Origin of the sequence: Roseateles sp. (assembly GCF_039595295.1) — a bacterium.
GTDB lineage: Bacteria > Pseudomonadota > Gammaproteobacteria > Burkholderiales > Burkholderiaceae_C > Roseateles.
In genome coordinates this window covers 129,400-154,102 of record NZ_JBCNLU010000010.1, presented here as the reverse complement: position 1 = coordinate 154,102, position 24,703 = coordinate 129,400, and the positions used below count along the sequence as shown (strand labels likewise).

General features: G+C 69.2%; 21 protein-coding genes, 1 tRNA gene and 3 pseudogenes. 12 read left to right on the top strand and 13 right to left on the bottom strand.

Annotated features, from left to right (window positions below):
- Positions 1-145: 145 nt before the first annotated feature.
- Positions 146-1,603 (bottom strand): GntP family permease, encoded by a 1,458-nt coding sequence (locus tag ABDW59_RS10370; RefSeq protein WP_343629655.1) that lies wholly within the window; start codon positions 1,601-1,603, stop codon positions 146-148.
- Positions 1,604-1,605: 2 nt separating this feature from the next.
- On the bottom strand, positions 1,606-2,592 hold the full coding sequence (locus ABDW59_RS10365; RefSeq protein WP_343629673.1) for a patatin-like phospholipase family protein: 987 nt from the start codon (positions 2,590-2,592) through the stop codon (positions 1,606-1,608).
- 431 nt (positions 2,593-3,023) lie between these two features.
- Here ABDW59_RS10365 and ABDW59_RS10360 point away from each other — a divergent pair, with 431 nt between their 5' ends.
- The 3 genes from ABDW59_RS10360 (at position 3,024) to miaB (ending at position 5,767) form a co-directional block, all read left to right on the top strand.
- Positions 3,024-3,755: a hypothetical protein gene (locus ABDW59_RS10360; RefSeq protein ID WP_343629654.1), complete on the top strand. Its 732-nt coding sequence runs from the start codon at positions 3,024-3,026 to the stop codon at positions 3,753-3,755.
- Positions 3,756-3,836: 81 nt separating this feature from the next.
- The gene (locus ABDW59_RS10355; protein ID WP_343629653.1) at positions 3,837-4,271 is read left to right on the top strand and encodes a hypothetical protein; all 435 of its coding nucleotides are present in this window, start codon (positions 3,837-3,839) and stop codon (positions 4,269-4,271) included.
- Between the two features lie 107 nt (positions 4,272-4,378).
- Positions 4,379-5,767 carry a tRNA (N6-isopentenyl adenosine(37)-C2)-methylthiotransferase MiaB gene (miaB, locus tag ABDW59_RS10350; protein WP_343629652.1) on the top strand — a complete coding sequence of 463 codons (1,389 nt, stop codon included), beginning with the start codon at positions 4,379-4,381 and terminating at the stop codon, positions 5,765-5,767.
- 46 nt (positions 5,768-5,813) lie between these two features.
- Here the strand turns inward: miaB and ABDW59_RS10345 are convergent, their stop codons facing one another.
- Entirely contained in the window at positions 5,814-6,086 is a 273-nt protein-coding gene (locus ABDW59_RS10345; protein ID WP_343629651.1) for a hypothetical protein, read from the bottom strand.
- A 130-nt stretch (positions 6,087-6,216) separates the two neighbouring features.
- Here ABDW59_RS10345 and hemA point away from each other — a divergent pair, with 130 nt between their 5' ends.
- The 6 genes from hemA to ABDW59_RS10315 all read left to right on the top strand — a co-directional run bounded on the left by hemA (position 6,217) and on the right by ABDW59_RS10315 (position 11,696).
- Positions 6,217-7,563: a glutamyl-tRNA reductase gene (gene hemA / locus ABDW59_RS10340; protein ID WP_343629650.1), complete on the top strand. Its 1,347-nt coding sequence runs from the start codon at positions 6,217-6,219 to the stop codon at positions 7,561-7,563.
- Positions 7,564-7,729: 166 nt separating this feature from the next.
- Positions 7,730-8,821, top strand: coding sequence for a peptide chain release factor 1 (prfA, locus tag ABDW59_RS10335; RefSeq protein WP_343629649.1), 1,092 nt, complete (start codon positions 7,730-7,732; stop codon positions 8,819-8,821).
- Positions 8,818-9,657: a peptide chain release factor N(5)-glutamine methyltransferase gene (gene prmC, locus ABDW59_RS10330; RefSeq protein ID WP_343629648.1), complete on the top strand. Its 840-nt coding sequence runs from the start codon at positions 8,818-8,820 to the stop codon at positions 9,655-9,657. Before prfA ends, prmC begins: the two co-directional genes overlap by 4 nt.
- A 258-nt stretch (positions 9,658-9,915) precedes the next feature.
- The gene (locus tag ABDW59_RS10325) at positions 9,916-10,530 is read left to right on the top strand and encodes a hypothetical protein (RefSeq protein ID WP_343629647.1); all 615 of its coding nucleotides are present in this window, start codon (positions 9,916-9,918) and stop codon (positions 10,528-10,530) included.
- Positions 10,531-10,797: 267 nt separating this feature from the next.
- A complete protein-coding gene (gene grxD, locus ABDW59_RS10320; protein ID WP_343629646.1) occupies positions 10,798-11,112 on the top strand; it encodes a Grx4 family monothiol glutaredoxin in 315 nt (104 codons plus the stop codon).
- The gene (locus tag ABDW59_RS10315) at positions 11,112-11,696 is read left to right on the top strand and encodes a UbiX family flavin prenyltransferase (protein ID WP_343629645.1); all 585 of its coding nucleotides are present in this window, start codon (positions 11,112-11,114) and stop codon (positions 11,694-11,696) included. Before grxD ends, ABDW59_RS10315 begins: the two co-directional genes overlap by 1 nt.
- 12 nt (positions 11,697-11,708) lie before the next feature.
- Here ABDW59_RS10315 and ABDW59_RS10310 read toward each other — a convergent pair whose 3' ends face one another.
- The 3 genes from ABDW59_RS10310 to ABDW59_RS10300 all read right to left on the bottom strand — a co-directional run bounded on the left by ABDW59_RS10310 (position 11,709) and on the right by ABDW59_RS10300 (position 15,171).
- On the bottom strand, positions 11,709-12,260 hold the full coding sequence (locus tag ABDW59_RS10310) for a lytic transglycosylase domain-containing protein (protein WP_343629672.1): 552 nt from the start codon (positions 12,258-12,260) through the stop codon (positions 11,709-11,711).
- Between the two features lie 71 nt (positions 12,261-12,331).
- Positions 12,332-13,432: a DUF418 domain-containing protein gene (locus tag ABDW59_RS10305; RefSeq protein ID WP_343629644.1), complete on the bottom strand. Its 1,101-nt coding sequence runs from the start codon at positions 13,430-13,432 to the stop codon at positions 12,332-12,334.
- Positions 13,429-15,171 carry a proline--tRNA ligase gene (locus ABDW59_RS10300; protein WP_343629643.1) on the bottom strand — a complete coding sequence of 581 codons (1,743 nt, stop codon included), beginning with the start codon at positions 15,169-15,171 and terminating at the stop codon, positions 13,429-13,431. Before ABDW59_RS10300 ends, ABDW59_RS10305 begins: the two co-directional genes overlap by 4 nt.
- Positions 15,172-15,307: 136 nt before the next feature.
- Here ABDW59_RS10300 and ABDW59_RS10295 point away from each other — a divergent pair.
- Positions 15,308-15,820: pseudogene (locus tag ABDW59_RS10295) on the top strand (RNA pyrophosphohydrolase); the annotation flags it as partial.
- A 312-nt stretch (positions 15,821-16,132) separates the two neighbouring features.
- On the opposite strand, the gene proB reads toward ABDW59_RS10295, so the two are convergent.
- From proB to rplU, 4 genes are all read right to left on the bottom strand, one after another.
- Positions 16,133-17,266 carry a glutamate 5-kinase gene (gene proB / locus ABDW59_RS10290; protein WP_343629642.1) on the bottom strand — a complete coding sequence of 378 codons (1,134 nt, stop codon included), beginning with the start codon at positions 17,264-17,266 and terminating at the stop codon, positions 16,133-16,135.
- A 67-nt stretch (positions 17,267-17,333) separates the two neighbouring features.
- Positions 17,334-18,530 carry an Obg family GTPase CgtA gene (gene cgtA / locus ABDW59_RS10285; protein ID WP_343629641.1) on the bottom strand — a complete coding sequence of 399 codons (1,197 nt, stop codon included), beginning with the start codon at positions 18,528-18,530 and terminating at the stop codon, positions 17,334-17,336.
- Positions 18,531-18,766: 236 nt separating this feature from the next.
- The gene (gene rpmA / locus ABDW59_RS10280) at positions 18,767-19,024 is read right to left on the bottom strand and encodes a 50S ribosomal protein L27 (protein WP_343629640.1); all 258 of its coding nucleotides are present in this window, start codon (positions 19,022-19,024) and stop codon (positions 18,767-18,769) included.
- A gap of 38 nt (positions 19,025-19,062) precedes the next feature.
- Positions 19,063-19,374 carry a 50S ribosomal protein L21 gene (rplU, locus tag ABDW59_RS10275; protein ID WP_067065598.1) on the bottom strand — a complete coding sequence of 104 codons (312 nt, stop codon included), beginning with the start codon at positions 19,372-19,374 and terminating at the stop codon, positions 19,063-19,065.
- A 388-nt stretch (positions 19,375-19,762) separates the two neighbouring features.
- Here rplU and ABDW59_RS10270 point away from each other — a divergent pair, with 388 nt between their 5' ends.
- A complete protein-coding gene (locus ABDW59_RS10270) occupies positions 19,763-20,692 on the top strand; it encodes a polyprenyl synthetase family protein (protein WP_343629639.1) in 930 nt (309 codons plus the stop codon).
- 16 nt (positions 20,693-20,708) lie between these two features.
- Positions 20,709-20,785, top strand: a tRNA-Pro gene (locus ABDW59_RS10265).
- 110 nt (positions 20,786-20,895) lie between these two features.
- Here the strand turns inward: ABDW59_RS10265 and ABDW59_RS10260 are convergent.
- The 3 genes and pseudogenes from ABDW59_RS10260 to ABDW59_RS10250 all read right to left on the bottom strand — a co-directional run.
- A complete protein-coding gene (locus ABDW59_RS10260; protein WP_343629638.1) occupies positions 20,896-22,317 on the bottom strand; it encodes an amidase in 1,422 nt (473 codons plus the stop codon).
- Between the two features lie 7 nt (positions 22,318-22,324).
- Positions 22,325-23,116: pseudogene (locus ABDW59_RS10255) on the bottom strand (alpha/beta hydrolase); the annotation flags it as partial.
- A gap of 156 nt (positions 23,117-23,272) precedes the next feature.
- Positions 23,273-24,703, bottom strand: a pseudogene (locus tag ABDW59_RS10250) (M81 family metallopeptidase); the annotation flags it as partial.

Below are 24,703 nucleotides of genomic sequence, written 5' to 3'. Positions count from 1 at the left end.
CTGATGTGTCAGCGCGCGGCGGGATGTTGCTGCGCGGTAATGACGTACGCGTACGCGGGGCGATGTCGTCCGCGCCGCGCGACAGGCTGGCGCGCCTCGCATCCAGCGGGCGATTGACGCGCAAGGGCACCGGGCTGGGGCTGGCTCAGAAGCTCCCGAACATCCCGCCCAGCGCGATCACCGCGACCAGCGCCAGCAGTGCGCCGAGGATGCCGACGACGACGATGTCGCGATAGCTCTCCTTGTGCGTGCAGCCGCAGACGGCCAGCAGCGACACGACCGCGCCGTTGTGCGGCAGGCTGTCCAGCGTGCCGGCGCCGATCACCGCGACGCGGTGCAGCAGCGCCGGGTCCAGGCCCGTCGTGTGCGCCACCTGCATGAAGGTCGGTCCGAGCGCCTCCAGCGCGATCGTCAGCCCGCCCGAGGCGGACCCGGTCAGCGCCGCCAGCAGATTCGTCGACACCGCCAGCGACACCAGCGGACCGCCCTCGATGCCCAGCACCCAGTCCTTCACCAGCCCGAAGGCCGGCAGCGAGGCCACGACCGCGCCGAAGCCCACCAGACTCGCCACGGAGAGCACCGGCAAGACGGCGGCGTTCGCGCCCGCGTCGATGCTGCGCTTGAGGTCGCTCAGCCGGCGCCAATGCAGCGCGACCAGCACCAGGTTCGCGACGAAAAGCGCGATCAGCACCGCCCACACGCCGCCCACGGCGGTGAGGTCGACCCCGCCGAAGCGGCGCTCGGCGAGGTAGCCGGTGTCCAGGCGCGGCAGCACAACGAGACTCGTCAGCAGATTGACACCGACGACCACCAGCAGCGGCAGCGCCGCCGCCACGATGCCGGGAGGGCCTGCGCCGTTGAAGGAGGACGAGAGCTCCGCCGGATCGAAGTGGCCGGCCATGTTGCCGCGCTCGCGCAGCAGCGGATCGGTGGCGGCGTCGCGCGTGGGGCCGGGCGCGCGATAGCCCTCGCCGGCGCGGCGGGCGCGGCGCTCGACCACGCCCAGCCACCACAGGCCGAAGCCCAGCATGATGGCCGCCGCGATCAGGCCCAGTCCCGGCGCGGCGAAGGCCGTCGTGCCGAAGAACGGCATGGGGATGGCGTTCTGGATCGCCGGCGTGCCGGGCAGCGCGGACATGGTGAAGGTCGAGGTGCCCAGCGCGATCGCCGCCGGCATCAGTCGAGGCGGCAGATCGGCCGCGCGGAACATCGCGTGGCCCATGGGCGCCAGCACGAAGAAGGCGACGAACAGGCTCACCCCGCCGTAGGTCACCGCCGCGCCCGCCAGCACCACCGCCAGCAGCGCCCGTTTCGGCCCCAGCCAGCCGGTCATGAAGCCCGCGATCGCCCGCACCGAGCCGCTGTCCTCCATCAACTTGCCGAAGATGGCGCCCATCAGGAACAGCGGGAAGAACTGCGCCAAGAAGCCCGCCGCCGCGGGCATGAAGACCTGCGTCCAGTGCGCCAGCACCGGCTGGCCCGACAGCGCCGCCGCGACCAGTGCCGCGGCCGGCGCCAGCAGCAACACCGTCCAGCCGCGATACGAGAAGCCGACCAGCAGCGCCAGTCCGACCACGATGCCCAGCAGGCCGATCGCATGCATGGTCAGGCCTCCCCGATGAGCGCGTCGAGGTCGAAGGTCGAGCGCTGGCCCAGGTCGTCCGCATGCGCGGCGATGAAGGCGCCCGCCGCCGCTCGGCCTTCGTCGCGCAGGCGCTCGAAGAAGCGCCATTCGGCCAGCATCTTGGACGAGGCGCCCAGGTTGTCCACCGCGTCGGTGCCGATGCGGTGGATGCGCATGCGCGCCCATTGGCGGCCTTCGCTCTGGCCCGCGTCGGCGACCTGGCGCAGGATCGCAATCATGCGCAGCTCCTTGAGCAGCGGCGCATTGAAGGACAGCTCGTTGATGCGGTTGTGGATGGCGCGCGCGTCGCGCGGCACATCCTCGCGCGCGACCGGATTGATCTGGACCAGGATGGTGTCCTCCGAGCGGCAATGCCGCACCAGCGGCGTGATCGTCGGGTTGCCGGCGTAGCCGCCGTCCCAGTAGCTTTCGCCGTCGATCTCCACCGCGTGGAACAGGCTGGGCAGGCAGGCCGAGGCCATCAGTACCTCGGGCCGCAACTCGGCGTTGACGAAGACGCGGCCGCGGCCAGTGCGCACATTGGTCGCGGTGACGAAGAGCTTCACTTCCGAGGCCGCCAGGCGCTCGAAGTCCACGTGGGAGTCCAGCAGCGCGCCCAGCGGGTTGCTGCCGCGCGGGTTGAAGTCGTAGGGTGACCAGACGCGCGCGGCCAGGTCCAGCATCAGGAACATCGGCGAGTTGTCCAGCGCCCATTGGCCGGTGAGGATGTCCAGCGGACCGCGCCGCAGCGGGCTCAGCAGCGCCGCATCCGCGACGCCGCGCCAGAACGCGGCCAGCGCCTCGCGCGCGCCGTCGCGGCCGCCGCGCTCCAGGCCGGTGAGCATCACCGCCGCGTTCATCGCCCCGGCCGAGGTGCCGGAGATGCCGTCCAGCTTCAGCCAGCCCTCTTCCAGCAGCCGGTCCAGCACGCCCCAGGTGAAGGCGCCGTGCGATCCCCCGCCCTGCAGCGCCAGATCCACCCGCACCGGCTCGCGATCCGCGTTGCGCGAGCCGGTGGGCTGTGGCGTGATGTGGTCGTCGTGCGCGTCGCTCGCAGCGTGCGCGTCAACAGCGCCGAGATCGACGCCATCGCTCGCAGGGGAGGACGCCGCAGGCAGGGCGTCATCCAGGTCTTCCGTCGTGGCGGCCATGGGAGGTCCTTCCGGGAAACCGGCAGCGGCTTTGCTGCACCGCAACATCCTAGCGGCATACGAACAAGCGGCGTGAATCCGTCGCGGTATTCGCACGGCTTACAAATTCCCGGGAAAGTCCGGGCGTTTGGGCGGTCACATCTCCGATTGAAACAAGTCGCTTCTCCTTAATATCCCGCCCCAGCGGACACCTCGGCCCCACGCCGAAGCGAACCCAACCCGTCCGCGAGAAAGACATCGGGCTGTACATGAAGGCTTTCGGGTGGTGGAGAAAGCGCGAGATCCGCGCTCGTTCGGGCTGGTTCCAGCTGGCGATGCCAGTGACGGCCACGTGCGCGATGGCGGCGCTGACGGCGCTGACGGCGCTGTCGCTGGGCGTTCCCAGCGCGCAGGCGCAGCCGGCCGCGCCGCAAGCCGCCGTCGACTTCCGCGGCGAATCCGCCTCCCCCGAAGCCCGCGACATGGCCCGCAACGCTTTCGAGCGCGGCGACGCCCAAGGCCGGCCCTTCGCCGTCGTCGACAAGAAGGAGGCCAAGCTCTTCGTCTTCACCGCCGACGGCCGCCTGGTCGGCGCGGCCCCCGCGCTGCTGGGCCTGGCGCGCGGCGACACCGTCGCTCCCGGCGTCGGCCAGATGGTCGCCACCGGCATCCCGGCGGCGCTGCGCACCACGCCGGCCGGCCGCTACGACAGCCAGCCCGGTCCCAACCTCAAGGGCGAAACGGTGATCTGGGTGGATTACGACGCCGCCTTCGCCATCCACCGCCTGCGCCCCAGCCCGGCCTCGGAGCGCCGCGCCGAGCGCCTGGCCTCACCCTCGCCGGACGACAACCGCATCTCGCTGGGCTGCGTCGTGGTCACCGGCGAGTTCTTCGACCGCGTCGTCACCCCGGTCCTGGGCCACGGCCCGGGCGTGGTCTACGTGCTGCCGGAGCCCGCGCAGGCCGCGCTGGCGCAGAACACCGGCGGCGCCCGGTTCTGACCCGGCGGGCATCGCCGGACACGCCTGCCGGCGGGCCGCCCGCTACACTCGCGGCTTTTCCGCAGCCACTGGATCTACACCATGTACCGCTGTGCCACGCCCGCCCTGCCCCGCCGTCGACTGCTGACGGCGCTGGTCGCCAGCACCGCCCTCGCCGGACTGTTCGCCGCCTCCGCGGCTCACGCGCAGATCGCGCCCGGCCATCGCTACTTCCCGCAGCGCGCCCTGCGCGGCGAGCTGATCGTGGGCGTCGCTCCCGACGTCACGCTCAACAAGAAGCCGGCCCGCCTCGCGCCCGGCGCCCGCATCCGCAACGCGGTCGACCAATGGGCCTCGCCCGGCTCGCTCTTCAACACCAAGCTGACCGTGATCTACACGACCGACATGAACGGTCTGCTGATGGACGTCTGGGTGTTGAACGACGTGGAGCTCGCCAACAAGACCTGGCCGACCTCGGCCGAGCAGGCTTCCAAGCTGGTCTTCGACCAGGCCAGCCAGGTCTGGCTCAAGCCCTGATCCACTGATTCCCGCCCGCGTCGCGCCGGCCGTCCTCGTCGACGCCGCGACCCGCGGGCCACCGCATTTCCCCACGCGGCCGCGCCGCGTTTCTCCCGGAGTTCCCCATGAGCAAGAAAGTCTTCATCAAGACCTTCGGCTGCCAGATGAACGAGTACGACTCGGACAAGATGGCCGACGTGCTGCGCGCCGCCGAGGGCTATGAGCCCACCACCGACGTCGACCAGGCCGACCTGGTGCTGTTCAACACCTGCTCGGTGCGCGAGAAGGCGCAGGAGAAGGTCTTCTCCGACCTGGGCCGCATCAAGCATCTGAAGGCCAAGGGCGTGATGATCGGCGTGGGCGGCTGCGTCGCCAGCCAGGAAGGCGAGGCCATCATCGAACGCGCCCCGTACGTGGACGTCGTCTTCGGCCCGCAGACCCTGCACCGCTTGCCACAGATGCTGGCAGAGCGCCGGCAGCAGCAGCGCCCGCAAGTCGACATCTCCTTCCCCGAGATCGAAAAGTTCGACAACCTGCCGCCGGCCAAGGTCGAGGGCGCCTCGGCCTTCGTCTCCATCATGGAAGGCTGCTCCAAGTACTGCTCCTACTGCGTCGTGCCCTACACCCGCGGCGAGGAAGTCAGCCGGCCCTTCGAGGACGTGCTGGAGGAAGTCGCCGGGCTGGCCGATCAGGGCGTCAAGGAAGTGACGCTGCTGGGCCAGAACGTCAACGCCTATCGCGGCCGCCTGGGCGAGGCGGCCTCCGGTACCGGCAACGCCGCGAATGCCGCGAATGCGGATGACGACGAGGAGATCGCCGACTTCGCCATGCTGCTGGAGTACGTGGCCGAGATCCCTGGCATCGAGCGCATCCGCTACACGACCAGCCATCCCAACGAGTTCAGCCAGCGCCTGATCGACGCCTACGCCAAGATCCCGCAGCTGGTGGACCATGTGCATCTGCCGGTGCAGCACGGCTCGGACCGCATCCTGATGGCGATGAAGCGCGGCTACACCGCGCTGCAGTTCAAGAGCATCGTGCGCAAGCTGCGCGCGGTGCGGCCCAACATCCGCATCGCCTCCGATTTCATCGTCGGCTTCCCCGGCGAGACCGAGGAAGACCACGCCAAGACCATGCAGCTGGTGCGCGACATCGGCTTCGACGCGTCCTTCAGCTTCATCTTCAGCCCGCGTCCCGGGACGCCGGCCGCCAACCTGGCCGACGACACGCCGCATGAGGTGAAGGTGCGCCGCCTGCGCGAGCTCCAGGCCGAGATCGAGGCCACCGCCCTCCGCCACAACGAGAGCCTGGTCGGCCAGACGGTGCCGGTGCTGGTCTCGGGCCACGCCAAGCGCGACGCCACCGAACTGATGGGCCGCACCGAGTGCAACCGCATCGTCAACTTCAAGGGCCACGAGCGCCTGATGCACCAGATCATCCCGGTGCGCATCTCCGAGGCCTACGCGCACTCGCTGCGCGGCGAGGTGCCGCTGACCGAGGACCTGCCCGGCTGAACCGGGGCGACGTCAGCCCGGTCGGCTCGCGCCTGGGCTGCCTGGGCTATTTCTTGACGCTCACCCCCCATTGCGCGAGCGTCACGCCCAGCAGCATCAGGCCGTAGCCGGCCATGGTGCCGTCACGTCCCAACAGGACCAGCGCGGCCACGATGCCCAGCGTCCCGCCCAGCCCGCCCCAGGCGGCCAGCGTGCGCCAGCGCATCCCGGACACGGCCTGCCGCCAGATCAGCTTGAGCGCCAGCGCCATCAGCGCGGCCACGCCCCAGGCGGGCAGGAACAGGTTGCCGAAATGCCAGAAGGCGTCGAGTGGATCCACGAAAGGGTTCGCTCCGGGCGAGGGGTGAAAGCGTCACGAATGCGTCGTTCTTGACGCTTCCCCGGGCGCAGAGCGCTCGGGCAAGTCCCGGGTGACACACGGGGCGGGGCGGAATTTTATAATCGTGCCCATGTCCGTTTTCGCCCTCGGTCTGAACCACACGTCCGCGCCGCTCGATCTGCGCGGACGTTTTGCGTTCACGCTCGAGCAATTGGCCCCCACGCTGCTGCGTTTCCAGGACCAGGTCAGCACCGGCCGCCGCCGTCCGACGCCGGCCGCCGAGGCCGCGATGCTGTCCACCTGCAACCGCACCGAGCTCTACGTCGCCGGCGACGCCGACATGGTCCGCCCGGCGGTGGACTGGCTGGCCCAACTGGGCGGCGTGGGCAGCGCGACGCTGATGGACCACTCGTATGTCGTCGAGGGCACGGCCGCCGCGCGCCACGCCTTCCGCGTCGCCAGCGGGCTGGACTCCATGGTGCTGGGCGAGCCGCAAATCCTGGGCCAGCTCAAGCAGGCGGTGCGGGAGGCCGACCAGGCCGGCACCCTGGGCACGACGCTGCATCAGCTCTTCCAGCGCAGCTTCTCGGTGGCCAAGGAAGTCCGCAGCTCGACGGAGATCGGCAGCCACTCGATCAGCATGGCGGCCGCGTCGGTGCGCCTGGCCTCGCAGCTGTTCGAGAACCTGGCCGACATCAAGGTGCTGCTGGTCGGCGCCGGCGAGATGATCGAACTGGTCGGCACACATTTCTCGGCCAAGGGCCCGAAGGCCATCGCCGTCGCCAACCGGACCCTGGAACGCGGCGAGAAGCTCGCCTCTCACTTGAGCGCCGAGGCTTTCCGTCTGGCCGACCTGCCCGAGCGCCTGCATGAATTCGACGCGGTGATCTCCTGCACCGCGTCCTCGCTCCCGCTCATCGGTCTGGGCGCCGTGGAGCGCGCGCTGAAGAAGCGCCGTCACCGTCCGATGTTCATGGTCGATCTGGCCGTCCCGCGCGACATCGAGCCCGAGGTCGCCCAGCTGGACGACGTCTATCTCTACACCGTGGACGACCTCTCGCAGCTGGTGCAGACCGCCGGCGAGAAGCGCCAGGCCGCCGTCCAGCAGGCCGAGGCCATCATCGAGAACGGCGTGCAGAGCTTCGCCCACTGGCTGGGCCAGCGCCACACCGTTCCCTTGATCCAGGCCCTGCATCAGCAGGCCGACAGCTGGCGCGAGGCCGAGCTCCAGCGCGCCCGCAAGCGGCTCGCCAAGGGCGAGGACATGGAGGCGGTGCTGGATGCGCTCGCGCGCGGCCTGACCCAGAAGATGCTGCACGGCGCGATGGCCGAGCTCAACGGCAGCGAGGGCGAGCAACGCATGGCGATGGCGCAGACGGTCTCGCGGCTGTTCCTGCGCGACAGCGCCCGGACGCCCGGTCTGCGGCCGGACGGCGTCGGAGGCCCCGGCGCCGGCCACGAGCGCGCCGACTCCTAGCGACGCTCCAGCGATCCGGTCCGCCCCGCGCGGCGACCGGCGAGGCGCCGCCCGCTTGGCGGAACCTCAACGACCCGTCCCGGAGCCCGCCGGACCGGTCACTTCCTCGACGCATCACCGGCCTCGTGCCCTCAGCGGCCTCGCCGTCCACCGGATTTCGGCTCCCATGAAAGACGCCCTGCGCCAGCAGTTCGACCGCCTCGGCTACCGCCTGAGCGAACTCGACACCATCCTTGCCGACGGCAGCGTCGCCGCCGACATGAAGCGCTATCGCGCCCTCACGCGCGAGCAGGCGGAGGTGTCCTCGCTGGTCGAGCGCTACCGGCGCTACGTCCAACGCGAGAGCGACCTGAACGCCGCCCGGGAGCTGCTCGACGCCGGCGACGCCGACATGGCCGAGATGGCGCGCGAGGAGATCGCCTCGGCGCAGGACGACCTGGCGCGGCTGGACCAGGAGCTGCAGCTGGCGCTCATCCCCAAGGATCCGGACGACGACCGCCCCGCTTTCCTCGAAATCCGCGCCGGCACCGGCGGGGACGAATCGGCGCTTTTCGCTGGCGACCTGACGCGCATGTACACCCGCTTCGCCGAGGCCCGCGGCTGGCGCTGCGAGGTCCTGTCGGCGAATGAATCCGACCTGGGCGGCTACAAGGAAATCGTGCTGCGCCTGGATGGCGACAGCGTCTACGGGCAGCTGAAGTTCGAGTCCGGCGGCCACCGGGTGCAGCGCGTTCCCGCCACCGAGTCGCAGGGCCGCATCCACACCAGCGCCTGCACCGTGGCCGTGATGCCCGAGCCGGACGAGGCCGAGGAGATCCAGCTCAACCCGGCCGAGCTGCGCATCGACACCTTCCGCGCCAGCGGCGCCGGCGGGCAGCACGTCAACAAGACCGACAGCGCGATCCGCATCACGCACCTGCCCACCGGCCTGGTCGCCGAATGCCAGGACGATCGCAGCCAGCATCGCAACAAGGCCAAGGCGATGGCCGTGCTCGCCGCCCGCCTGCGCGAGAAGGACCGCAGCGAGCGGGCCGCCAAGGAGGCGGCGCAGCGCAAGAGCCTGATCGGCAGCGGCGACCGCAGCGATCGCATCCGGACCTACAACTTCCCGCAGGGCCGGCTGACCGACCACCGCATCAATCTGACGCTCTACAAGCTGGGCGCGATCATGGACGGCGACCTGGACGACGTGCTGCAGGGGCTGCAGCAGGCACAGGCGGCGGAGCAGCTCGCGGCGCTGGAAGGCGGCAACGCATGAGCGACGTGACCGCCCCGCTGACCGTGCTCGGCGCCGAGCGCGCCGCCATCGCTGCCGGGCTGCCGCGCGCGGAGGCGCAGTACCTGCTGCAGGCGCTGCTGAATGTCTCGCGCGCCTGGCTGATCAGCCACGACACCGACCTGCTGGACGACGCCAGCGCCGAGCGCTTCCGGCACTGGCTCGCCCGACGGCTGGACGAGGTGCCGCTGGCCTATCTGGTCGGTGAGAAGGAGTTCTTCGGCCTGACGCTGCGCGTCACCCCCGAGACCCTGATCCCCCGTCCCGATACCGAGTTGCTGGTGCAATGGGCGCTGGAGCGCCTCGACGGCCCGCGCTCGCCGCGCGTCGTGGACCTGGGCACCGGCACCGGCGCGATCGCGCTGGCCATCAAGTCGGGCCGCGCCGATGCCGACGTCCGCATGGTCGACGCCAGTCCGGGCGCGCTCGCGGTGGCGCTGGAGAACGCCCGCCGCCTGAACCTGCCGGTCGACGGCCACCTGGGCAGCTGGTTCGAGCCGCTGGCCGGCCAGCCGCCCTTCGACCTGATCGTCAGCAATCCGCCCTACGTCGCCGGCGACGATCACCACCTGGCCGCACTGCGCCACGAGCCCCGCATGGCGCTGACCCCCGAGGGCGACGGCCTGGACGACCTGCGCCACCTCGTCGCCACCGCGCCCGAATGGCTTCGACCGGGCGGCTGGCTGCTGCTGGAGCACGGCTGGGACCAAGCGGAGGCCGTGATGGCGCTGCTGCGCGAGCGCGGATTCACCGAGGTCGAGAATCGCCGGGACCTGGGCGGACAGCCCCGCGCCACGGGTGGCCGCTGGCCGGAATAGTTTCCTGTCGTTCCTGCACGACACCCCCGGGTTCGGAAAGGTCGCCAGACTAGGCGCGAGACCCCGCCGCATCGCCCAGCTATGCAAGGGGTTGAGCAACGACGTATGGCGGCCTTTCCGGACCCGGGGCCAGGAACAAGGGCACGGGAACCCCGCATATCGATATGGCGCGGTAACTCGGCCGGGCGTAGCATCGTCTCACCCGCCCCCGGATTTTTCCTATCCGGGCCCGTCTTCCGTCCGCCCAGGAGACTCCCCATGCGTGCCGCCCCGCTGTCCTTGCGCCTCGCCACCGTCCTGATCGGTGGTCTTCTGGCCGGATCCGCCTGGGCGCAGCAGGGCTTGCAGTTGCGGGCCAAGCCCCAGGCCTTCAGCAGCTGGCAGGCGCGGCTTCAGATCAGCCAGAGCCTGGACGACAACGCGAGCTCCTACGACGCCCGCCGCGGCAGCCGGCTGCTCAGCGCCAACCTGCTGGCGGACTATTACCTGACCGGCTCCGGTTTCGGCAGCGGCACTCGCGGCGGCCTGCGCGCCACCGGCGGCCTGATGCTGGGCCCGATGTCCCTGCTGCAAAGCAGCAGCGGTCTCGCCCTGGGCCGCGGCGCCAGCATCAGCCCGACGCTCTCCGCCGGCAACCGCAACCTCAGCCTGCTCACCGCCCTGGACCGCGAGCCCAACCTGTCGCTGTCCTACGTCGGCCTGGGCTACACGAGTTACTCGCTGCGCAACGGCTGGGGCTTCAGCGCCGACCTGGGCGTGATCGCCAATGGCGCGCCCGGCCTGCGCCTGGGCAACAGCGCGCCGCAGGCCGACCTGTCCGGCGACTACCGCTACAAGCCGATCGTCCAGTTCGGCGTCAGCTACAGCTTCTGAGCGACGGCGTCCGCCGGCAGTTTCCAGGGCCGCCCCAGGGCGGCCTTCTGCTTTGCGCGACACCTGGCCGGGCCCGGCGCAGCGAGGACATTCCCGCTGCCCGATAATCCCGGGATCGCGCGGCGCCCCGCTCGAGCCGCTTCCCCATCTCGGGAACGGCACCTGCCGCGCCGCGACACGAGATCCCGCAGATCCGCAGATCCGCAGATCCGCAATTTCGCAGTTCCGCATTCCCGCATCCGCCACCGCATTCGAGAGGATTCCGCCATGAGCGACGTTCAGCAACGCATCGACGACCTGGTCAAGGGCAACCGCGTCATGCTCTTCATGAAGGGCACGGCCCAGTTCCCGATGTGCGGTTTCTCCGGCCGCGCGATCCAGATCCTGAAGGCCAGCGGCGCCACCGAGATCAAGACCTTCAACGTCCTCGAGGACGAAGGCGTGCGCCAGGGCATCAAGGAATACGCCAACTGGCCGACCATCCCGCAGCTCTACATCGGCGGCGAGTTCGTCGGCGGCTCCGACATCATGATGGAGATGTACGAGAGCGGCGAACTGCAGCAGCTGCTGGCCACCGCCTGATGAGCCCGGTGCGTCCGCGCCTGATCGTCGGCATCACCGGCGCGACCGGCGCGGCCTACGGGCTGCAGTTGCTGCGTCGCGCCCGCGCGCTCGGCGCCGAGACGCACCTGATCCTGAGCCCGGCGGGCGTGCTCAACGCCCATCACGAACTGGGGCTGACCCGCGCCCAACTCGAGGCCGAGGCCGATGCGGCCTACTCGCCCGGGGACGTCGGCGCCTGCGTCGCCAGCGGCAGCTTCCCGACCGCGGCGATGGTCGTCGCGCCGTGTTCGATGCGCACGTTGGCCGCGGTCGCGCACGGGCTGTCGGACAACCTCATGACGCGCGCCGCCGATGTGACGCTCAAGGAGCGTCGCCGGCTGATCCTGATGGTGCGGGAAACGCCGCTCAACCTCGCCCACCTGCGCAACATGACCGCGGTGACCGAGATGGGCGGGATCATCTTCCCGCCGCTGCCCGCGCTGTATCTGCACCCCAAGTCCATCGACGAGATGGTCGCCGAGACGGTGGAACGCGTGCTGGAGCTGTCGCAACTGCCCGGCGCCGCGCCGCAGGCCTGGCAGGGCTTGCGACCCTCGGCCTGATCGCACGGAGCGTCAGGTCTTGCCCGGCATCAGCCAGCGCTTGCGGGCGCCCATCACCAGGTTCGGATACTCCGGCCGGCCGCGGCTGCCGTTGTAGCGGCCCAGCGCCAGGTAGAGGTCGCCCTTCTCGATGTCGAGGTAGTGGCGCAGGATCACGCAGCCGAAGCGCAGGTTGGTCTGCATGTGGAAGAGCCGCGAGGCCTGCCCATCGCCGATCAGCCGCGACCAGAACGGCATCACCTGCATGTAGCCGCGCGCGCCCGCGACGCTGATGGCGTACTTGCGGAAGCCGCTCTCGACCTGGATCAGCCCCAGCACCAGCGCCGGCTCCAGTCCCGCGCGCACGCTCTCGTACCAGACGGTCTCCAGGAACTCCAGCCGGGTCTGCGCCTCGCTCTTGTTCTTCTTGATGCGCTCGCTCATCTCGCCCAGCCAGCGCAGATAGGCCAGACGCGGCTCGATCGCGCTGAACTGCGGCTTGGGCGGCGCGTCGAAGGCGATCGCGGCGGACAAGGCCGAGCGCACTGCGTCGGCGAGGGGCTCCTCGACCTGCGCGCCGGCCATCGCGGGCCGGGGCAGGCAGGCCACCGCGCCGCTCAGCAGCAGCGCGCGTCGGAACCGGGAAGGAAGGCGATTCATCGGGACAACCAGGCTTCGAGCGGCAGACGCCTCGGACCGATCAGGTGCGCCAGCGCCACGCCGCCGCCCCAGTAGGCGAGCGACAGCAGCGCCACGACCACCGTTCCCGGCTTCCAGGCCAGCCCCGCGCCGCTGAAGAGCACGAAGCTCAGCACCGAGCTCAGCAGATAGAGCGTCAGCGTATGTCGGCCCAGCGGGGCCAGCAAGTGCAGCAGGCGCGGATCACGCCGCAGGCGCAGCACCATCGCCGGCACCGCGGCGCTCAGCAGCAGCAGCGTCGGATAGAGATAAAAGATCGCGTACTGGCCGCTGATGAACGCATCGCCGTCGCGCAGGCCGGGCCAGAGCAGCGTCGTGAACACGATGTTGACCGCGATCGCGGGCAGCAGCCAGCGCCGCGACCAGCGGCTGAGCATCGGCTCCCAGCGCCGGTGCGAGAACAAGCGCAGCCGCGCCGCCATCAGCCCCGCCGTCATCAGCAGCAGCGGCGTGGGCAGACCCAGGATCACGAAGGCGATGGTCGAGGACAGGAAGTGGCCGCCGTTGCGCAGCGTCCATTCGGCCCAGCCGGCCGGCTGCGACAGCGGCGTCGAGGGCGTTTGGTCCATCACCAGCGTGGCCATGAAGAAGGTCAGCGCGATCACGCCCAGGTCCAGCACCAGCAGCACGGCCATGCGCACCTTGAGCTGGGACAGGCGGATGCCCGCCCACATCGCCAGCACCGAGCCCGCGACCGCGTAGAGCGTCAGGATGTCGCCCATGTACAGCAGCGTGCCGTGCAGGACGCCCAGGAGCAGCATCTTGCCCAGGCGCCGACGGCGCCGCGCCAGGCCGGCCTCCCCGCGGTCCTGCGACAAGCCCTGGCTGTAGCCGAACAGGAACGCGAGCAGCGAGATGCCCTTGCCCGCGATCAGCGCGTGGAGGACCCAGGAGACCGCTTCCGCCAGACCGCTGCCGGCGGGGGTGGGGGGCGCCATCGGCCCCATGTCGGGGAGCGCGCCGTAGCCGCCCCAGTTCACCGCGACCACCGGCAGCAAGGCCAGCGCGCGCAAGGCGTCCACCGCCGCGACGCGCTGCGGCGGACGGGCCGGGCTCACGCCAGGCGTTGCTTCAGATGAGCGACGACGTCGGCCAGCGCCAGCTTGCTGGCTTCGGCGTCACGACGGCCCTGGTACTCGACCTGACCTTCCTTGAGGCCGCGATCCGAGATCACCACGCGGTGCGGCACGCCGACCAGCTCCCAGTCCGCGAACATCGCGCCAGGGCGCTCGCCGCGGTCGTCCAGCAGCACGTCGACGCCCAGCGCCAGCAGCTCGTCGTAGAGCTTCGTGGCGGCGGCCTTCACTTCCTCGCTGCGGTCCATGCCGATCGGGCAGATCACCGCCGTGAACGGGGCGATCGAGTCCGGCCAGACGATGCCGCGCTCATCGTGGTTCTGCTCGATGGCGGCGCCCAGGATGCGGGTCACGCCGATGCCGTAGCAGCCCATCTCGAACAACTGCGGCTTGCCGTTCTCGTCCAGGAAGGTCGCGTTCATCGCGGCCGAGTACTTCGTGCCCAGATAGAAGACGTGGCCGACCTCGATGCCGCGCTGGATCGCCAGCACGCCCTTGCCGTCGGGCGAGGGGTCGCCCTCGACGACGTTGCGGATGTCGGCCACCAGATCCGGTTCGGGCAGATCGCGGCCCCAGTTGGCGCCGGTGAAGTGGAAGTCGGCCTCGTTGGCGCCGCAGACGAAGTCGGCCATGTGGGCGACGGTGCGGTCGGCGATGACCTTGAGCGGCTGCTTCAGGCCGATCGGGCCCAGGTAGCCGGGCTTGCAGCCGAAGTGGGCGTCGATCTCGGCGGCGGTGGCGAAGCGGAAACCTCCCTTCAGGCCTTCCAGCTTGCCGACCTTGACTTCGTTCAGGTCGTGATCGCCGCGCACCAGCAGCAGCCAGACCTGCGACTTCACGATGGTGCCGTGCTCGTCGAGCTCGTCGGTGGCCAGCACCAGCGACTTGACCGTCTGCGTCAGCGGGAGCTTCAGCAGCTCGGCAACATCCGCGCAGGTCGCCTTGCCGGGCGTCGCGGTCTTGGTCAACGCCTGCGTCGCGGCGCCGCGCGTCGCGATCAGCGACAGCGCCTCGGCCAGCTCGATGTTGGCGGCGTAGTCGCTGGTCGGGCAGTAGATGATCGCGTCCTCGCCGGTGTCGGCGATGACCTGGAACTCGTGCGAGCGGTCGCCGCCGATGGCGCCGGTGTCGGCCGCCACGGCGCGGTACTGCAGGCCCAGGCGATCGAAGATCTTGCCGTAGGCGGCGTACATGTTGTCGTAGCTGCGGCCGGCGGCGTCCTTGTCACGGTCGAAGGAATACGCGTCCTTCATCGTGAACTCGCGGCCACGCATCACGCCGAAGCGGGGACGGCGCTCGTCGCGGAACTTGGTCTGGATGTGGAAGAAGTTCTTCGGGAGTTGCTTGTAGCTGCGCAGCTCCTGGCGGGCGATGTCGGTGACGACCTCTTCCGACGTGGGCTGGATGATGAAGTCGCGGCCATGGCGATCCTTCACCCGCAGCAGCTCGGGGCCCATCTTGTCGAAGCGGCCCGTCTCCTGCCACAGCTCGGCGGGCTGCACCACGGGCATCACCAGCTCGACCGCGCCGGCGCGAGTCATCTCGGTGCGGATGATGTTCTCCACCTTGCGGATCACGCGCAGGCCCATCGGCATGTAGTTGTAGATGCCGGCGCCCAGGCGCTTGATCATGCCGGCCCGCATCATCAGCTTGTGGCTGACGATCTCCGCATCGGCGGGGGCTTCCTTGAGCGTGGAGATGAAGAACTGGGAGGCTTTCATGGGCGCAGAAAATAAAAGTCCGCGGACAGCCTGGCCGCCGCGGAAGAACCGGTTCAACACCGAGGGTTAGCGATGATCGCGCCGGGCCTCAGCCCCGGTGCAATAATCAATCCAACGAATGATTTGAAGGTTGATTATGCTCGACCGTGAAGGCTTCCGGCCCAACGTCGGCATCATCCTGCTCAACCACAAGAACGAGGTGTTCTGGGGCAAGCGCATACGCACCCATTCTTGGCAGTTCCCCCAAGGGGGCATCAAGCATGGGGAGACGCCCGAGCAGGCGATGTTCAGAGAGCTGCATGAGGAAGTGGGCCTCGTCGCAGACCATGTGCGGATCATCGCGCGCACGCGCGATTGGCTGCGCTACGAGGTCCCCGATCACTTCATCCGGCGCGACGCGCGTGGCCATTACCGCGGCCAGAAGCAGATCTGGTTCCTGTTGCAGCTGACCGGTCGCGACAGCGACATGAACCTGCGCGCGACCGACCATCCCGAGTTCGACGCCTGGCGCTGGAACGAGTACTGGGTTCCTCTGGAAGCCGTGATCGAGTTCAAGCGCGGCGTCTATCAGATGGCGCTGACGGAACTCGCCCGCTTCCTGCCGCGGCTGAACCACCACAACCGCTACCTGCGGGCGGGGATGCGCCCTCCGCCACGGGGCGACCGCTATGGCGGCCCGGGCGAGCATGACGCCCATCGGCACGATCGCTTCCAGGACACGCAGCCGCATGACGAGCATCGGCATGACGGACATCCTCATCAGGGACATCCTCATCAGGGGCATCCTCATGAGGGGCATCCGCACGATGCGCATCCGCATGAGGAGCGCCGTCATGATGCGCACGGCGGCCCCGAGGGCCATGACGACCGTGAGGTCCGCACCGCTCAAGCCGAACACGGACCGATCGAGCCTGGCAAGACCTGACACTGGCGCGCGGAGCGCCAGCATCGCCGGCCGCGCTCAGCGCAGAACCAGGTTGTCGCGGTGGATGAGTTCCGGCTCGGCGGCGTAGCCGAGCACGCGCTCGATGTCGAAGGACGGCTTGCGGGCGATCAGGCGCGCCTCGGCGCTCCCGTAGTTCGTCAGGCCCCGCGCCAGCTCCGCGCCATTCATGTCCAGCACGGCGATCACGTCGCCGCGGTGGAAATCGCCGGAGACGTCCTGCACGCCGATGGGCAGCAGGCTCTTGCCCTCCTCGCGCAGCTTGATCGCCGCGCCCGCGTCCACGCGGACTGAGCCGCGCATCTGCAGGTGATCGACCATCCATTGCTTGCGCGCCGCCAGCTTGGCGGTCGACGCGAGCAGCGCCGTCCCGATCGCCTCGCCGCGCGCCAGGCGCAGCAGCACGTCGGGCTCGCGACCCCAGGCGATGACGGTGTTGGCGCCGCTGCCCGCGGCCCGCTTCGCCGCCAGAATCTTCGTGATCATGCCGCCCCGCCCCAGGCTGGAGCCGGCACCGCCGGCCATGTCCTCGAGCTCCGGCTTGCCGGCCGTGGCGACATCGATGAAACGGGCGTTCGGGTCCTTGCGCGGATCAGCGGAGTACAGCCCCCTCTGATCCGTGAGGATCACCAGCGCGTCGGCTTCGACCAGATTGGCCACCAGCGCGCCCAGGGTGTCGTTGTCGCCGAACTTGATTTCGTCGTTGACGACGGTGTCGTTCTCGTTGATGACCGGCACCACGCGGTGCTGCAGCAGCGCGAGCAGCGTCGAGCGGCCGTTCAGATAGCGCTCGCGGTCGGCCAGGTCAGCATGCGTGAGCAGCACTTGCGCGCTGGTCAGGCCCTGCTCCCGCAGCTTGGTCTCGTACATCTGCGCCAAGCCCATCTGGCCGACAGCGGCCGCCGCCTGCAGCTCGTGCACTTCCTTGGGCCGGCTGGCCCAGCCCAGGCGCTTCATCCCCTCGGCGATCGCGCCGCTGGAGACCATCACCACCTCACGCCCCTCGCGCGCCAGCTCCGCGAGTTGGCGACACCAGTTACCGATCGCCTCGGCGTCGACGCCGCGCCCCTCGTTGGTCACCAGACTCGAACCGACCTTGACGACGATGCGTCGCGCGTCCTTCAGGACGCCCTTCAATTCGACAGTGCTCATGCGCGGAGGTGCTCGGAGGAAGTGATGAAGGGGACGCGCTCTGGGCCGCGGCATCGCGGCCGGTGGATCAGGGCAGCGGATCGAAGCGCGGATCGCGCTCGGGCGGCTTCTCGGCCTTCGCCGCTTTCTCGGCCTTGGCGGCCTTGGCGGCCTTGACCTTGGCCGCGCGCGTCTTGCGCGTTTCCTGGAAAGCCTTGGGCGCGTCGGGCACCGGCTCGTCGAAGCGGGCGTCCGGATCTTCCACCGGCGGCGCCTGGAGGGCGGCCACGTGGTCGTAAATGGCGCGGATCAGCGGCTCGCAGCCCTCGCGCGTCAGCGCGGAGATCTCGAACACCGGACCCTTCCACTTGTAGCGCTTCACGAAGTCCTTCACGCGGGCGGCGCGCTCATCCTCCGGGACCATGTCCAGCTTGTTGAGCACCAGCCATCGCGGCTTGGCGTGCAGCGCCTCGTCGTACTTCTTGAGTTCCTTGACGATGGCCTTGGCCTCGGCGACCGGGTCCACGTCCGGATTGAACGGGGCCAGATCGACCACATGCAGCAGCACGCGAGTGCGCTGCAGATGGCGCAGGAACTGATGGCCCAGTCCGGCGCCCTCGGCGGCGCCCTCGATCAGGCCGGGGATGTCGGCAATGACGAAGCTCTTCTCCGGACCGACGCGCACGACGCCCAGGTTCGGATACAGCGTGGTGAAGGGGTAGTCCGCGATCTTGGGGCGCGCATTGGACACGGCCGCGATCAGCGTGGACTTGCCGGCGTTGGGCTGCCCCAACAGGCCGACGTCGGCCAACACGCGCAGCTCCATCTTGATCTTCTTGACCTCGCCGGGCCAGCCGGGCGTCTTCTGACGCGGCGCGCGGTTGGTCGAGGTCTTGAAATGCAGATTGCCGTAGCCGCCGTCGCCGCCCTTGGCCAGCAGCACCGGGACATCGGGCTCGAGCAGCTCGGCGATGATTTCCTCGGTCTCCAGGTCGCGCACGATGGTGCCAACGGGGACCTTGAGGATGATGTCCTCGGCGGCGGCGCCGAACTGGTCGGAGCCGCGACCGGCTTCACCGTTGCGCGCCTCGTGACGACGCGCGTAGCGGTAGTCGATCAGCGTGTTGAGGTTGCGGTCGGCCATCGCGAAGACGCTGCCGCCGCGGCCGCCGTCGCCGCCGTCCGGGCCGCCGAAGGGGATGAACTTCTCGCGGCGGAAACTGGCGCAGCCGGCGCCGCCGTTGCCGGCGGCAATATCGATGGTGGCTTCGTCAACGAACTTCATGGGTGGCCTTCGGTTCCCGGAGCGGGGCTATCGTAATTCACACCCCCACGCTCCCGCGCAAGGTCATGCTTTGAATCAGCGCGAGTCAGGATTCGCCGGGACTCGCGGTCGGCGCGGATCGTGCTGAGCATGCGCGATCCGAAAAAAGCAAAGCCCCGGACAAGGCCGGGGCTCTGGGGTCCGCCGCGATCATCCGGGCTTGCGCCCGGGACCGCGGCATCAGGACTTCAACAAGCTCAGATCGCCGTGACGACGACGGTCGAGCGGTTGTTTTCGCCCTTGACAGCGAAGGACACCGTGCCGTCGATCAGCGCGAACAGCGTGTGGTCCTTGCCCATGCCCACGTTGGTACCAGCGTGGAACTTCGTGCCGCGTTGGCGGACGATGATCGAGCCAGCCGAGATGGTCTGGCCGCCGTACACCTTGACGCCCAGCATCTTCGGCTTCGAGTCGCGGCCGTTTCGTGTCGAGCCGCCGCCCTTTTTCTGTGCCATGGATTACTCCTAGATCAGATTATGAGAGTGACAAGAGATCAGCCGTTGACCGCGCTGATTTCCAGCTCGGTGAACGTCTGACGATGGCCTTGGCTCTTCTTGTAGTGCTTGCGACGACGCAGCTTGAAGATGCGCACCTTGTCGTGCTTGCCATGAGCCACCACGGTGGCCTTGACGCTGGCGCCAGCAACCAAGGGAGTCCCGATCTTCAGGTCAGCGCCGTTTCCGACTGCCAGAACCTGGTCGATCACGATCTCTTGGCCAACTTCCGCAGCAATCTGTTCTACCTTGATCTTTTCGCCAGCAGCAACCTTGTATTGCTTGCCACCGGTTTTTATGACCGCGTACATATCAGCCCTTTCAACACAGGAAGGCGAACCGCCGAGAGCGATGCGAGACCGCCACCCAGCGCGAAGGTCATCAAGACGATCGCCCAAGAAAAAACACCGCAATGAGATGCGGAGCCCGCGAATATAGCACAGCACCCCACCCTGATGCAAACCCTGATGTGGCGCGGGACCCGTGGCCATCGGCCTTCGCGCGGGGAGTCGCCCTGGGATCCGTCGATTTTCTGGATCGACCGCGTACGGCGCACGCGCTTGTGCGAGACCGAACCGATACGGGCGAAGGACGGCTGTTCGCCTTCCTATAATCGCCGCTTCCCCTCACAGTGAGTCGAGAGTGCAACCCATTGCCTCTACCCCCGTCGCCGAGGTCCTCGAGGCGTTGAATGCACAGATGGATGAAGTCGATGCCGTGATCGCGCAGCGCCTTCGCTCAGACGTCGCGCTGATCAATCAGATCTCCGCATACATCATTCACGCTGGCGGCAAGCGCATGCGGCCGAAGATGGTGTTGATGTTCGCCAACGCGCTGGGCGCGGACTCTCCCCACAGCCGCGAGCTGGCGGCGGTCGTCGAATTCATCCACACCGCCACGCTGCTGCACGACGACGTCGTCGACGAGTCCGAGTTGCGCCGCGGCAAGCAGACCGCCAATGCGATGTTCGGCAACGCGGCGAGCGTGCTGGTGGGCGACTTTCTGTACTCGCGCGCCTTCCAGATGATGGTGTCCGTGAACCGGATGCGCGTCCTGGAGGTGCTGGCCGACGCGACCAACGTGATCGCCGAGGGCGAGGTCCTGCAGCTGATGAACATGCACGACCCCGACGTCGCGGTCGACAGCTATCTGCGCGTCATCCGCTACAAGACCGCCAAGCTGTTCGAGGCCAGCGCCCGTCTGGGCGCCGTGCTGGCCGACGCGCCCGAAGCGCTGGAAGAAGCCTGCGCCGGCTACGGACGCGCGCTGGGCACCGCGTTCCAGCTGATCGACGACGTACTGGACTATGAAGGCACGGCCGACTCGCTGGGCAAGAACGTCGGCGACGACCTGCGCGAAGGCAAGCCCACGCTGCCGCTGCTGATCGCGATGGAGCGCGGCACCGACGACGAGCGCGCGCTGATCCGCCACGCGATCGAGCACGGCGAGGTCGAGCGTCTGAAGGACATCGTGGCCATCGTCCAGCGCACCGGCGCGCTCGAAGCCACCCGCGAAGCCGCTCGCGCGGAAGTCGCACAAGCCAAACAACATTTGTCGCTGCTACCCCTTTCCAAGTGGAAAGAAAGCCTGCTAGAATTTGCGGCTCAGTCGGTAGAGAGAAGTTCTTGAAACCGAGTGACCAAAACGGGGTGTAGCTTAGCCTGGTAGAGCGCTACGTTCGGGACGTAGAGGCCGGAGGTTCGAATCCTCTCACCCCGACCAGGACAACGAAAACGCCGCAGATCGCAAGATCTGCGGCGTTTTTCTTTGGTCGATCGACAGACACGCGCTCGATCGGGGTCAGGTGTTGCCTGCTGCGTCTGCCTTGGCCTTCAGCGATGCCACATCGGCGGATGACGCTGATGCCAGGCGAAGACCTGCTCCAGCAAACCGGACAGGCTCATCAGCAACTCGTCCTGCCCCGGCCGCGCCATCAGCTGCACGCCGACGGGCACACCGCACGCGTTCTGATGCACCGGCAGACTGACCGCCGGCGCCCCGCAGAAGTTGGCCCAGGGCGTGAACGCGCTCCAGCGCAGCATCGCCTCGCTCGACGCCCAGCCGTCGTCCAGCCGCAGCGCGCCGCTGGGCAGCGCCGGCGCCGAACTGGTCGGCGTCATCAGCACGTCGACCTCCGATTGCCACTTCAGCCACGCGCTCGCCGCGGCCGCGATGCGCGCCTGCGATTGCGCGTGGCGGATTCCGCTGATCTCCACCGCCCGCTGCGCGTGCCAGCGCGTGTAAGGCATCAGCGCGGCGCGGCGCTCCTCGGGAATCTGCAGCTGCACATGCCCGGCGATGCCGACGCTGAGCACGTCGCACAGCGGCTCCAGCAGCGTCCAAATGCGCAAGGCCGATGGCAAGGCCACCGGCACGATCTCATAGCCCAGCGTCTCCAGGGCCCGCGCGGCGACGGCGCAAGCCTCCTGGCAATCGGCGTGGGCCTCGGTCTCGTCGCTGCCCGGATCGATCAGCAGGCCGATGCGCAGTCGATCGGGCGGCGGCATTCGCGCGGCCCGGCGGTGCGCATCGGGCGTCCAGGTCGGTTGACGCCAAAGCTCACCCGGTCCGATCGTGCCGACGGCGTCGAGATAGAGCGCCGCATCGCCGACCGTGCGCGCCACCGGCCCTTCGCTGCCGAGCTGATACCAACCCGGCAGCACCGATGGGATACGTCCCCGGCTGGGCTTGAAGCCCACCAGGCCGCAGTTCGACGCGGGCGTCCGCGTCGAGCCCAAGCCATCGCTGGCATGCGCCAACGGCGCGAGTCCGGCCGCCACCGCGGCAGCGGCGCCGCCGCTGCTGCCGCTGGCCGACAGTCCCTGCCCATACGGGCTCAGCGCGGGCGGCGCCAGCGGCGTCTCGGTGTAGCAGCAGGGGCCGAACTCAGGCGCGTGGGTCTTGCCGAGCACCACGATGCCGGCCTGCCGCAAGCGGCCGACGACCGCGCCATCCTGCGCCGGGATCCAGCCCTCCAGCGCCGCGCTGCCCATCGACGTGGGCAGACCGGCCGCCGGATGCAGGTCCTTGAGCGGCATCGGCAGACCGTGCAGCAGGCCCTCGGGCGGCTGCGAATCGGCCCGCCGCGCGCCGGCCATCGCCGCTTCGGCAAACACGTTGACGAAGGCGCCCAGCGCCTCGCCGTGACGCTCGATGCGCGCCAGGTAATGCGCCGTCAGCTCGCTGGAGGAGATCTCCCGGCGGCGCAGCGCCGCGCACTGCGCCTCGGCGCTCAGCTCATGCAGATCGGCCATGTGCTTGTCAGCGATCGGCGGCCAGCTGCGCCATCAAGGCGTCGATTTCCTCGGCGACCTGAGCGACGAAGGGCGGCAGCACCGCGATGCCCATGTGATCCGCGCCTTCGAGCGCGCGCACGCGGCCGCGCGTCGACAGATCGGCATGCGCCTCCTGGTAGGCGGGCCAGCGCTGGTAGACCGCATCGAGTCCCTCGACCCCGGTCGACGCCGGTGGCTTGGGCGCCCACAGCACGACCAGCGGACGCGCCCCCAGATCCGGAGAGGCGGCGGCTTGACGCCCCACCTGCCGCAGGCCCTGCACCTCGCCGAGCATCGCGTCGATCGCCTCTGGCGTGAAGGTCGATTTCATCTGCTCGCCGACCTCGGGCATGTCGGCGCACACCGCGTCGATCATCGCGAACTCCGGCGGCGGCGGACCGCCGTTGCGGAGCTTGACGCGCTTGGCTCGCTCGGCCGCCATCTGCTCGACCGGCGCCTCGTTGTAGAGCGCGAACTGGTCCGGGTGGCTGGCGTCCAGCATCATCAGTCCGACCACCTGCTCGGGATAGAGCCCGGCATAGACGCGGTTCAGCAGCCCGCCCAGCGAATGGCCGATGAAGACTACCGGACCGCGCACGCCCGCCGCCTCCAGCAGCGCGTGCAGGCGGCGCGAGTTGCGCTCCGCGTCCAGCGGCAGACCGTCGGGCTGGCTCCAGCCCAGGCCCGGGCGGTCGTAGCTGCAGACCTGGTACTTGCGGGCCAGCGTCCGCTGCAGACGCGCGTACAGCGGCGAAACCGTGCCCGCGCCCGACTCGATCACCACGGTAGGCTGACGCGCGTCGGAGGGCGCGGGGCCGCTCAGGTGCAGATGCAGGCGAAGCCCGTCGATCTCGTAGAGCTGACCCGGCGGCTTCACCGCCGGCGGGACCCAGTGCGGATCGGCCACGCGCGGCCAGTAGTCGAGGCTGCGCACGCGATAGGGCAGTCGCGCGAAGTCCACGTTCACCGCCCCCGGCGTGGAGACGTAGAGCACCGCCGTCGCCAGCGGCGCGAAGCGGGCGTGGAAGTGCTGGGCCGACTTCACGACGATCAGCTTCTTGTCGGTCAGCGTGATGCCGAGTCCGGTGAAGTGCTCGGTCGCCAGCACCTGGCTGCGCTTGCTGATCAGCGCGATGTCGATGCCCTTGCCCGTGCGGACCCAGACGCTGCGGCCCAGACCCATGAAGTCGTCGCCCATCAGGCCGGGCTGGGTGTGGTCCTCCACCACCGCCATCACGGTGACGCTCAGGTCGATCGGATCACCGGACATCGGACCGCCCTTGCCGCCCAGACGCAGCTCGACGCGCGCGCCCACGCCGGCATCGGCGCAGAGCTGCACCGCGCCCAGGTCCCAGAAGCCGCCGATCGCGATGTCGTCGAGGCCGCGCGCCAGCAGCTCGCGCAGGATGAAAGTGCTGTCGCTGAGCGCGCCGCCGCCGGCGTTGTCGGCCATGTCGGCCAGCACCACCGGCCCGCCCTGCGGCGCCAGCAGCGTGGCTTGCGTCAGCGCCTGATCGATGCTCAGCGCCGGCGTGCCGGTCTGTTCCCGGATCGCCCAGAACTCGCGGCCCAGCTGCTCGGCCAGCTCGGCGGCCAGCGCGGGATCGTTGTCCGTGGTCACCCACAGCTTGGCGCCGGACTCCGGCACGTCAGCCCAAGGGAAGCCGTGACCCAGCGACACCGACAGCACGCCCGGCTGCTGCTCCACCGCCTGCATGCGGCGCACGAAGCCGGACATGGGTTCGCGCGTCGTGTGCCACTTGCCGACCATCTTGCAGTCGTAGACCGCGGTGCTCGGCTTGACGCGGCCCAGCGCGGTCTCGCGCACGATGTCGTAGAGCTCACGCATGCGGGCCAGCGCATCCGTATGCGGGTACTCCTTGAACGCGATGATCACGTCCGCCGACGTGCGCATCCGCTCGGTGTAATGGCAGTGCAGATCGAGCTCGACCCCGATGGGCACGGACGGTCCGACGATCTCGCGCACGCGGACGAGCAGGTCGCCCTCGCAGTCGTCGTAGCCGTCGGCCACCATCGCGCCGTGCAGGATCAGGATCACCCCGTCCAGCGGTCCGGCGGCGAGCGTCGCGCGCAGGTCGGCGAGGACGTCGTCGCGCAGCTGCTCGTAGACCGAGCGCACCGTGCGGCCCAGCGGCATCGCGAAGGCGGTCAGGCTCTCGACCAGTTCATCGCCCTCCTGCGCCATCCATTGGCGCAGGGTCAGCGTGCTCAGCCCGAAGCCCTTGGGGTCGCGCGTGCTGGCGTCACCTCGAAAGATGCCGTACTCCTGGAAGCTGCCCCAGCCGGTCGGCGCGACCGCGAAGGTGTTGGTTTCCGTGGCGAGAAAGGCGGTGAAGAACTTCAT

Bases quoted from the DNA above. Each gene is read 5' to 3' on its own strand.
- ABDW59_RS10370 (WP_343629655.1), bottom strand. From the start codon at position 1,603: ATGCATGCGATCGGCCTGCTGGGCATCGTGGTCGGACTGGCGCTGCTG.
- ABDW59_RS10360 (WP_343629654.1), top strand. From the start codon at position 3,024: ATGAAGGCTTTCGGGTGGTGGAGAAAGCGCGAGATCCGCGCTCGTTCG.
- ABDW59_RS10355 (WP_343629653.1), top strand. From the start codon at position 3,837: ATGTACCGCTGTGCCACGCCCGCCCTGCCCCGCCGTCGACTGCTGACG.
- miaB (WP_343629652.1), top strand. From the start codon at position 4,379: ATGAGCAAGAAAGTCTTCATCAAGACCTTCGGCTGCCAGATGAACGAG.
- hemA (WP_343629650.1), top strand. From the start codon at position 6,217: ATGTCCGTTTTCGCCCTCGGTCTGAACCACACGTCCGCGCCGCTCGAT.
- prfA (WP_343629649.1), top strand. From the start codon at position 7,730: ATGAAAGACGCCCTGCGCCAGCAGTTCGACCGCCTCGGCTACCGCCTG.
- prmC (WP_343629648.1), top strand. From the start codon at position 8,818: ATGAGCGACGTGACCGCCCCGCTGACCGTGCTCGGCGCCGAGCGCGCC.
- ABDW59_RS10325 (WP_343629647.1), top strand. From the start codon at position 9,916: ATGCGTGCCGCCCCGCTGTCCTTGCGCCTCGCCACCGTCCTGATCGGT.
- grxD (WP_343629646.1), top strand. From the start codon at position 10,798: ATGAGCGACGTTCAGCAACGCATCGACGACCTGGTCAAGGGCAACCGC.
- ABDW59_RS10315 (WP_343629645.1), top strand. From the start codon at position 11,112: ATGAGCCCGGTGCGTCCGCGCCTGATCGTCGGCATCACCGGCGCGACC.
- ABDW59_RS10310 (WP_343629672.1), bottom strand. From the start codon at position 12,260: ATGGCCGGCGCGCAGGTCGAGGAGCCCCTCGCCGACGCAGTGCGCTCG.
- ABDW59_RS10300 (WP_343629643.1), bottom strand. From the start codon at position 15,171: ATGAAAGCCTCCCAGTTCTTCATCTCCACGCTCAAGGAAGCCCCCGCC.
- proB (WP_343629642.1), bottom strand. From the start codon at position 17,266: ATGAGCACTGTCGAATTGAAGGGCGTCCTGAAGGACGCGCGACGCATC.
- cgtA (WP_343629641.1), bottom strand. From the start codon at position 18,530: ATGAAGTTCGTTGACGAAGCCACCATCGATATTGCCGCCGGCAACGGC.
- rpmA (WP_343629640.1), bottom strand. From the start codon at position 19,024: ATGGCACAGAAAAAGGGCGGCGGCTCGACACGAAACGGCCGCGACTCG.
- rplU (WP_067065598.1), bottom strand. From the start codon at position 19,374: ATGTACGCGGTCATAAAAACCGGTGGCAAGCAATACAAGGTTGCTGCT.
- ABDW59_RS10270 (WP_343629639.1), top strand. From the start codon at position 19,763: ATGGATGAAGTCGATGCCGTGATCGCGCAGCGCCTTCGCTCAGACGTC.
- ABDW59_RS10260 (WP_343629638.1), bottom strand. From the start codon at position 22,317: ATGGCCGATCTGCATGAGCTGAGCGCCGAGGCGCAGTGCGCGGCGCTG.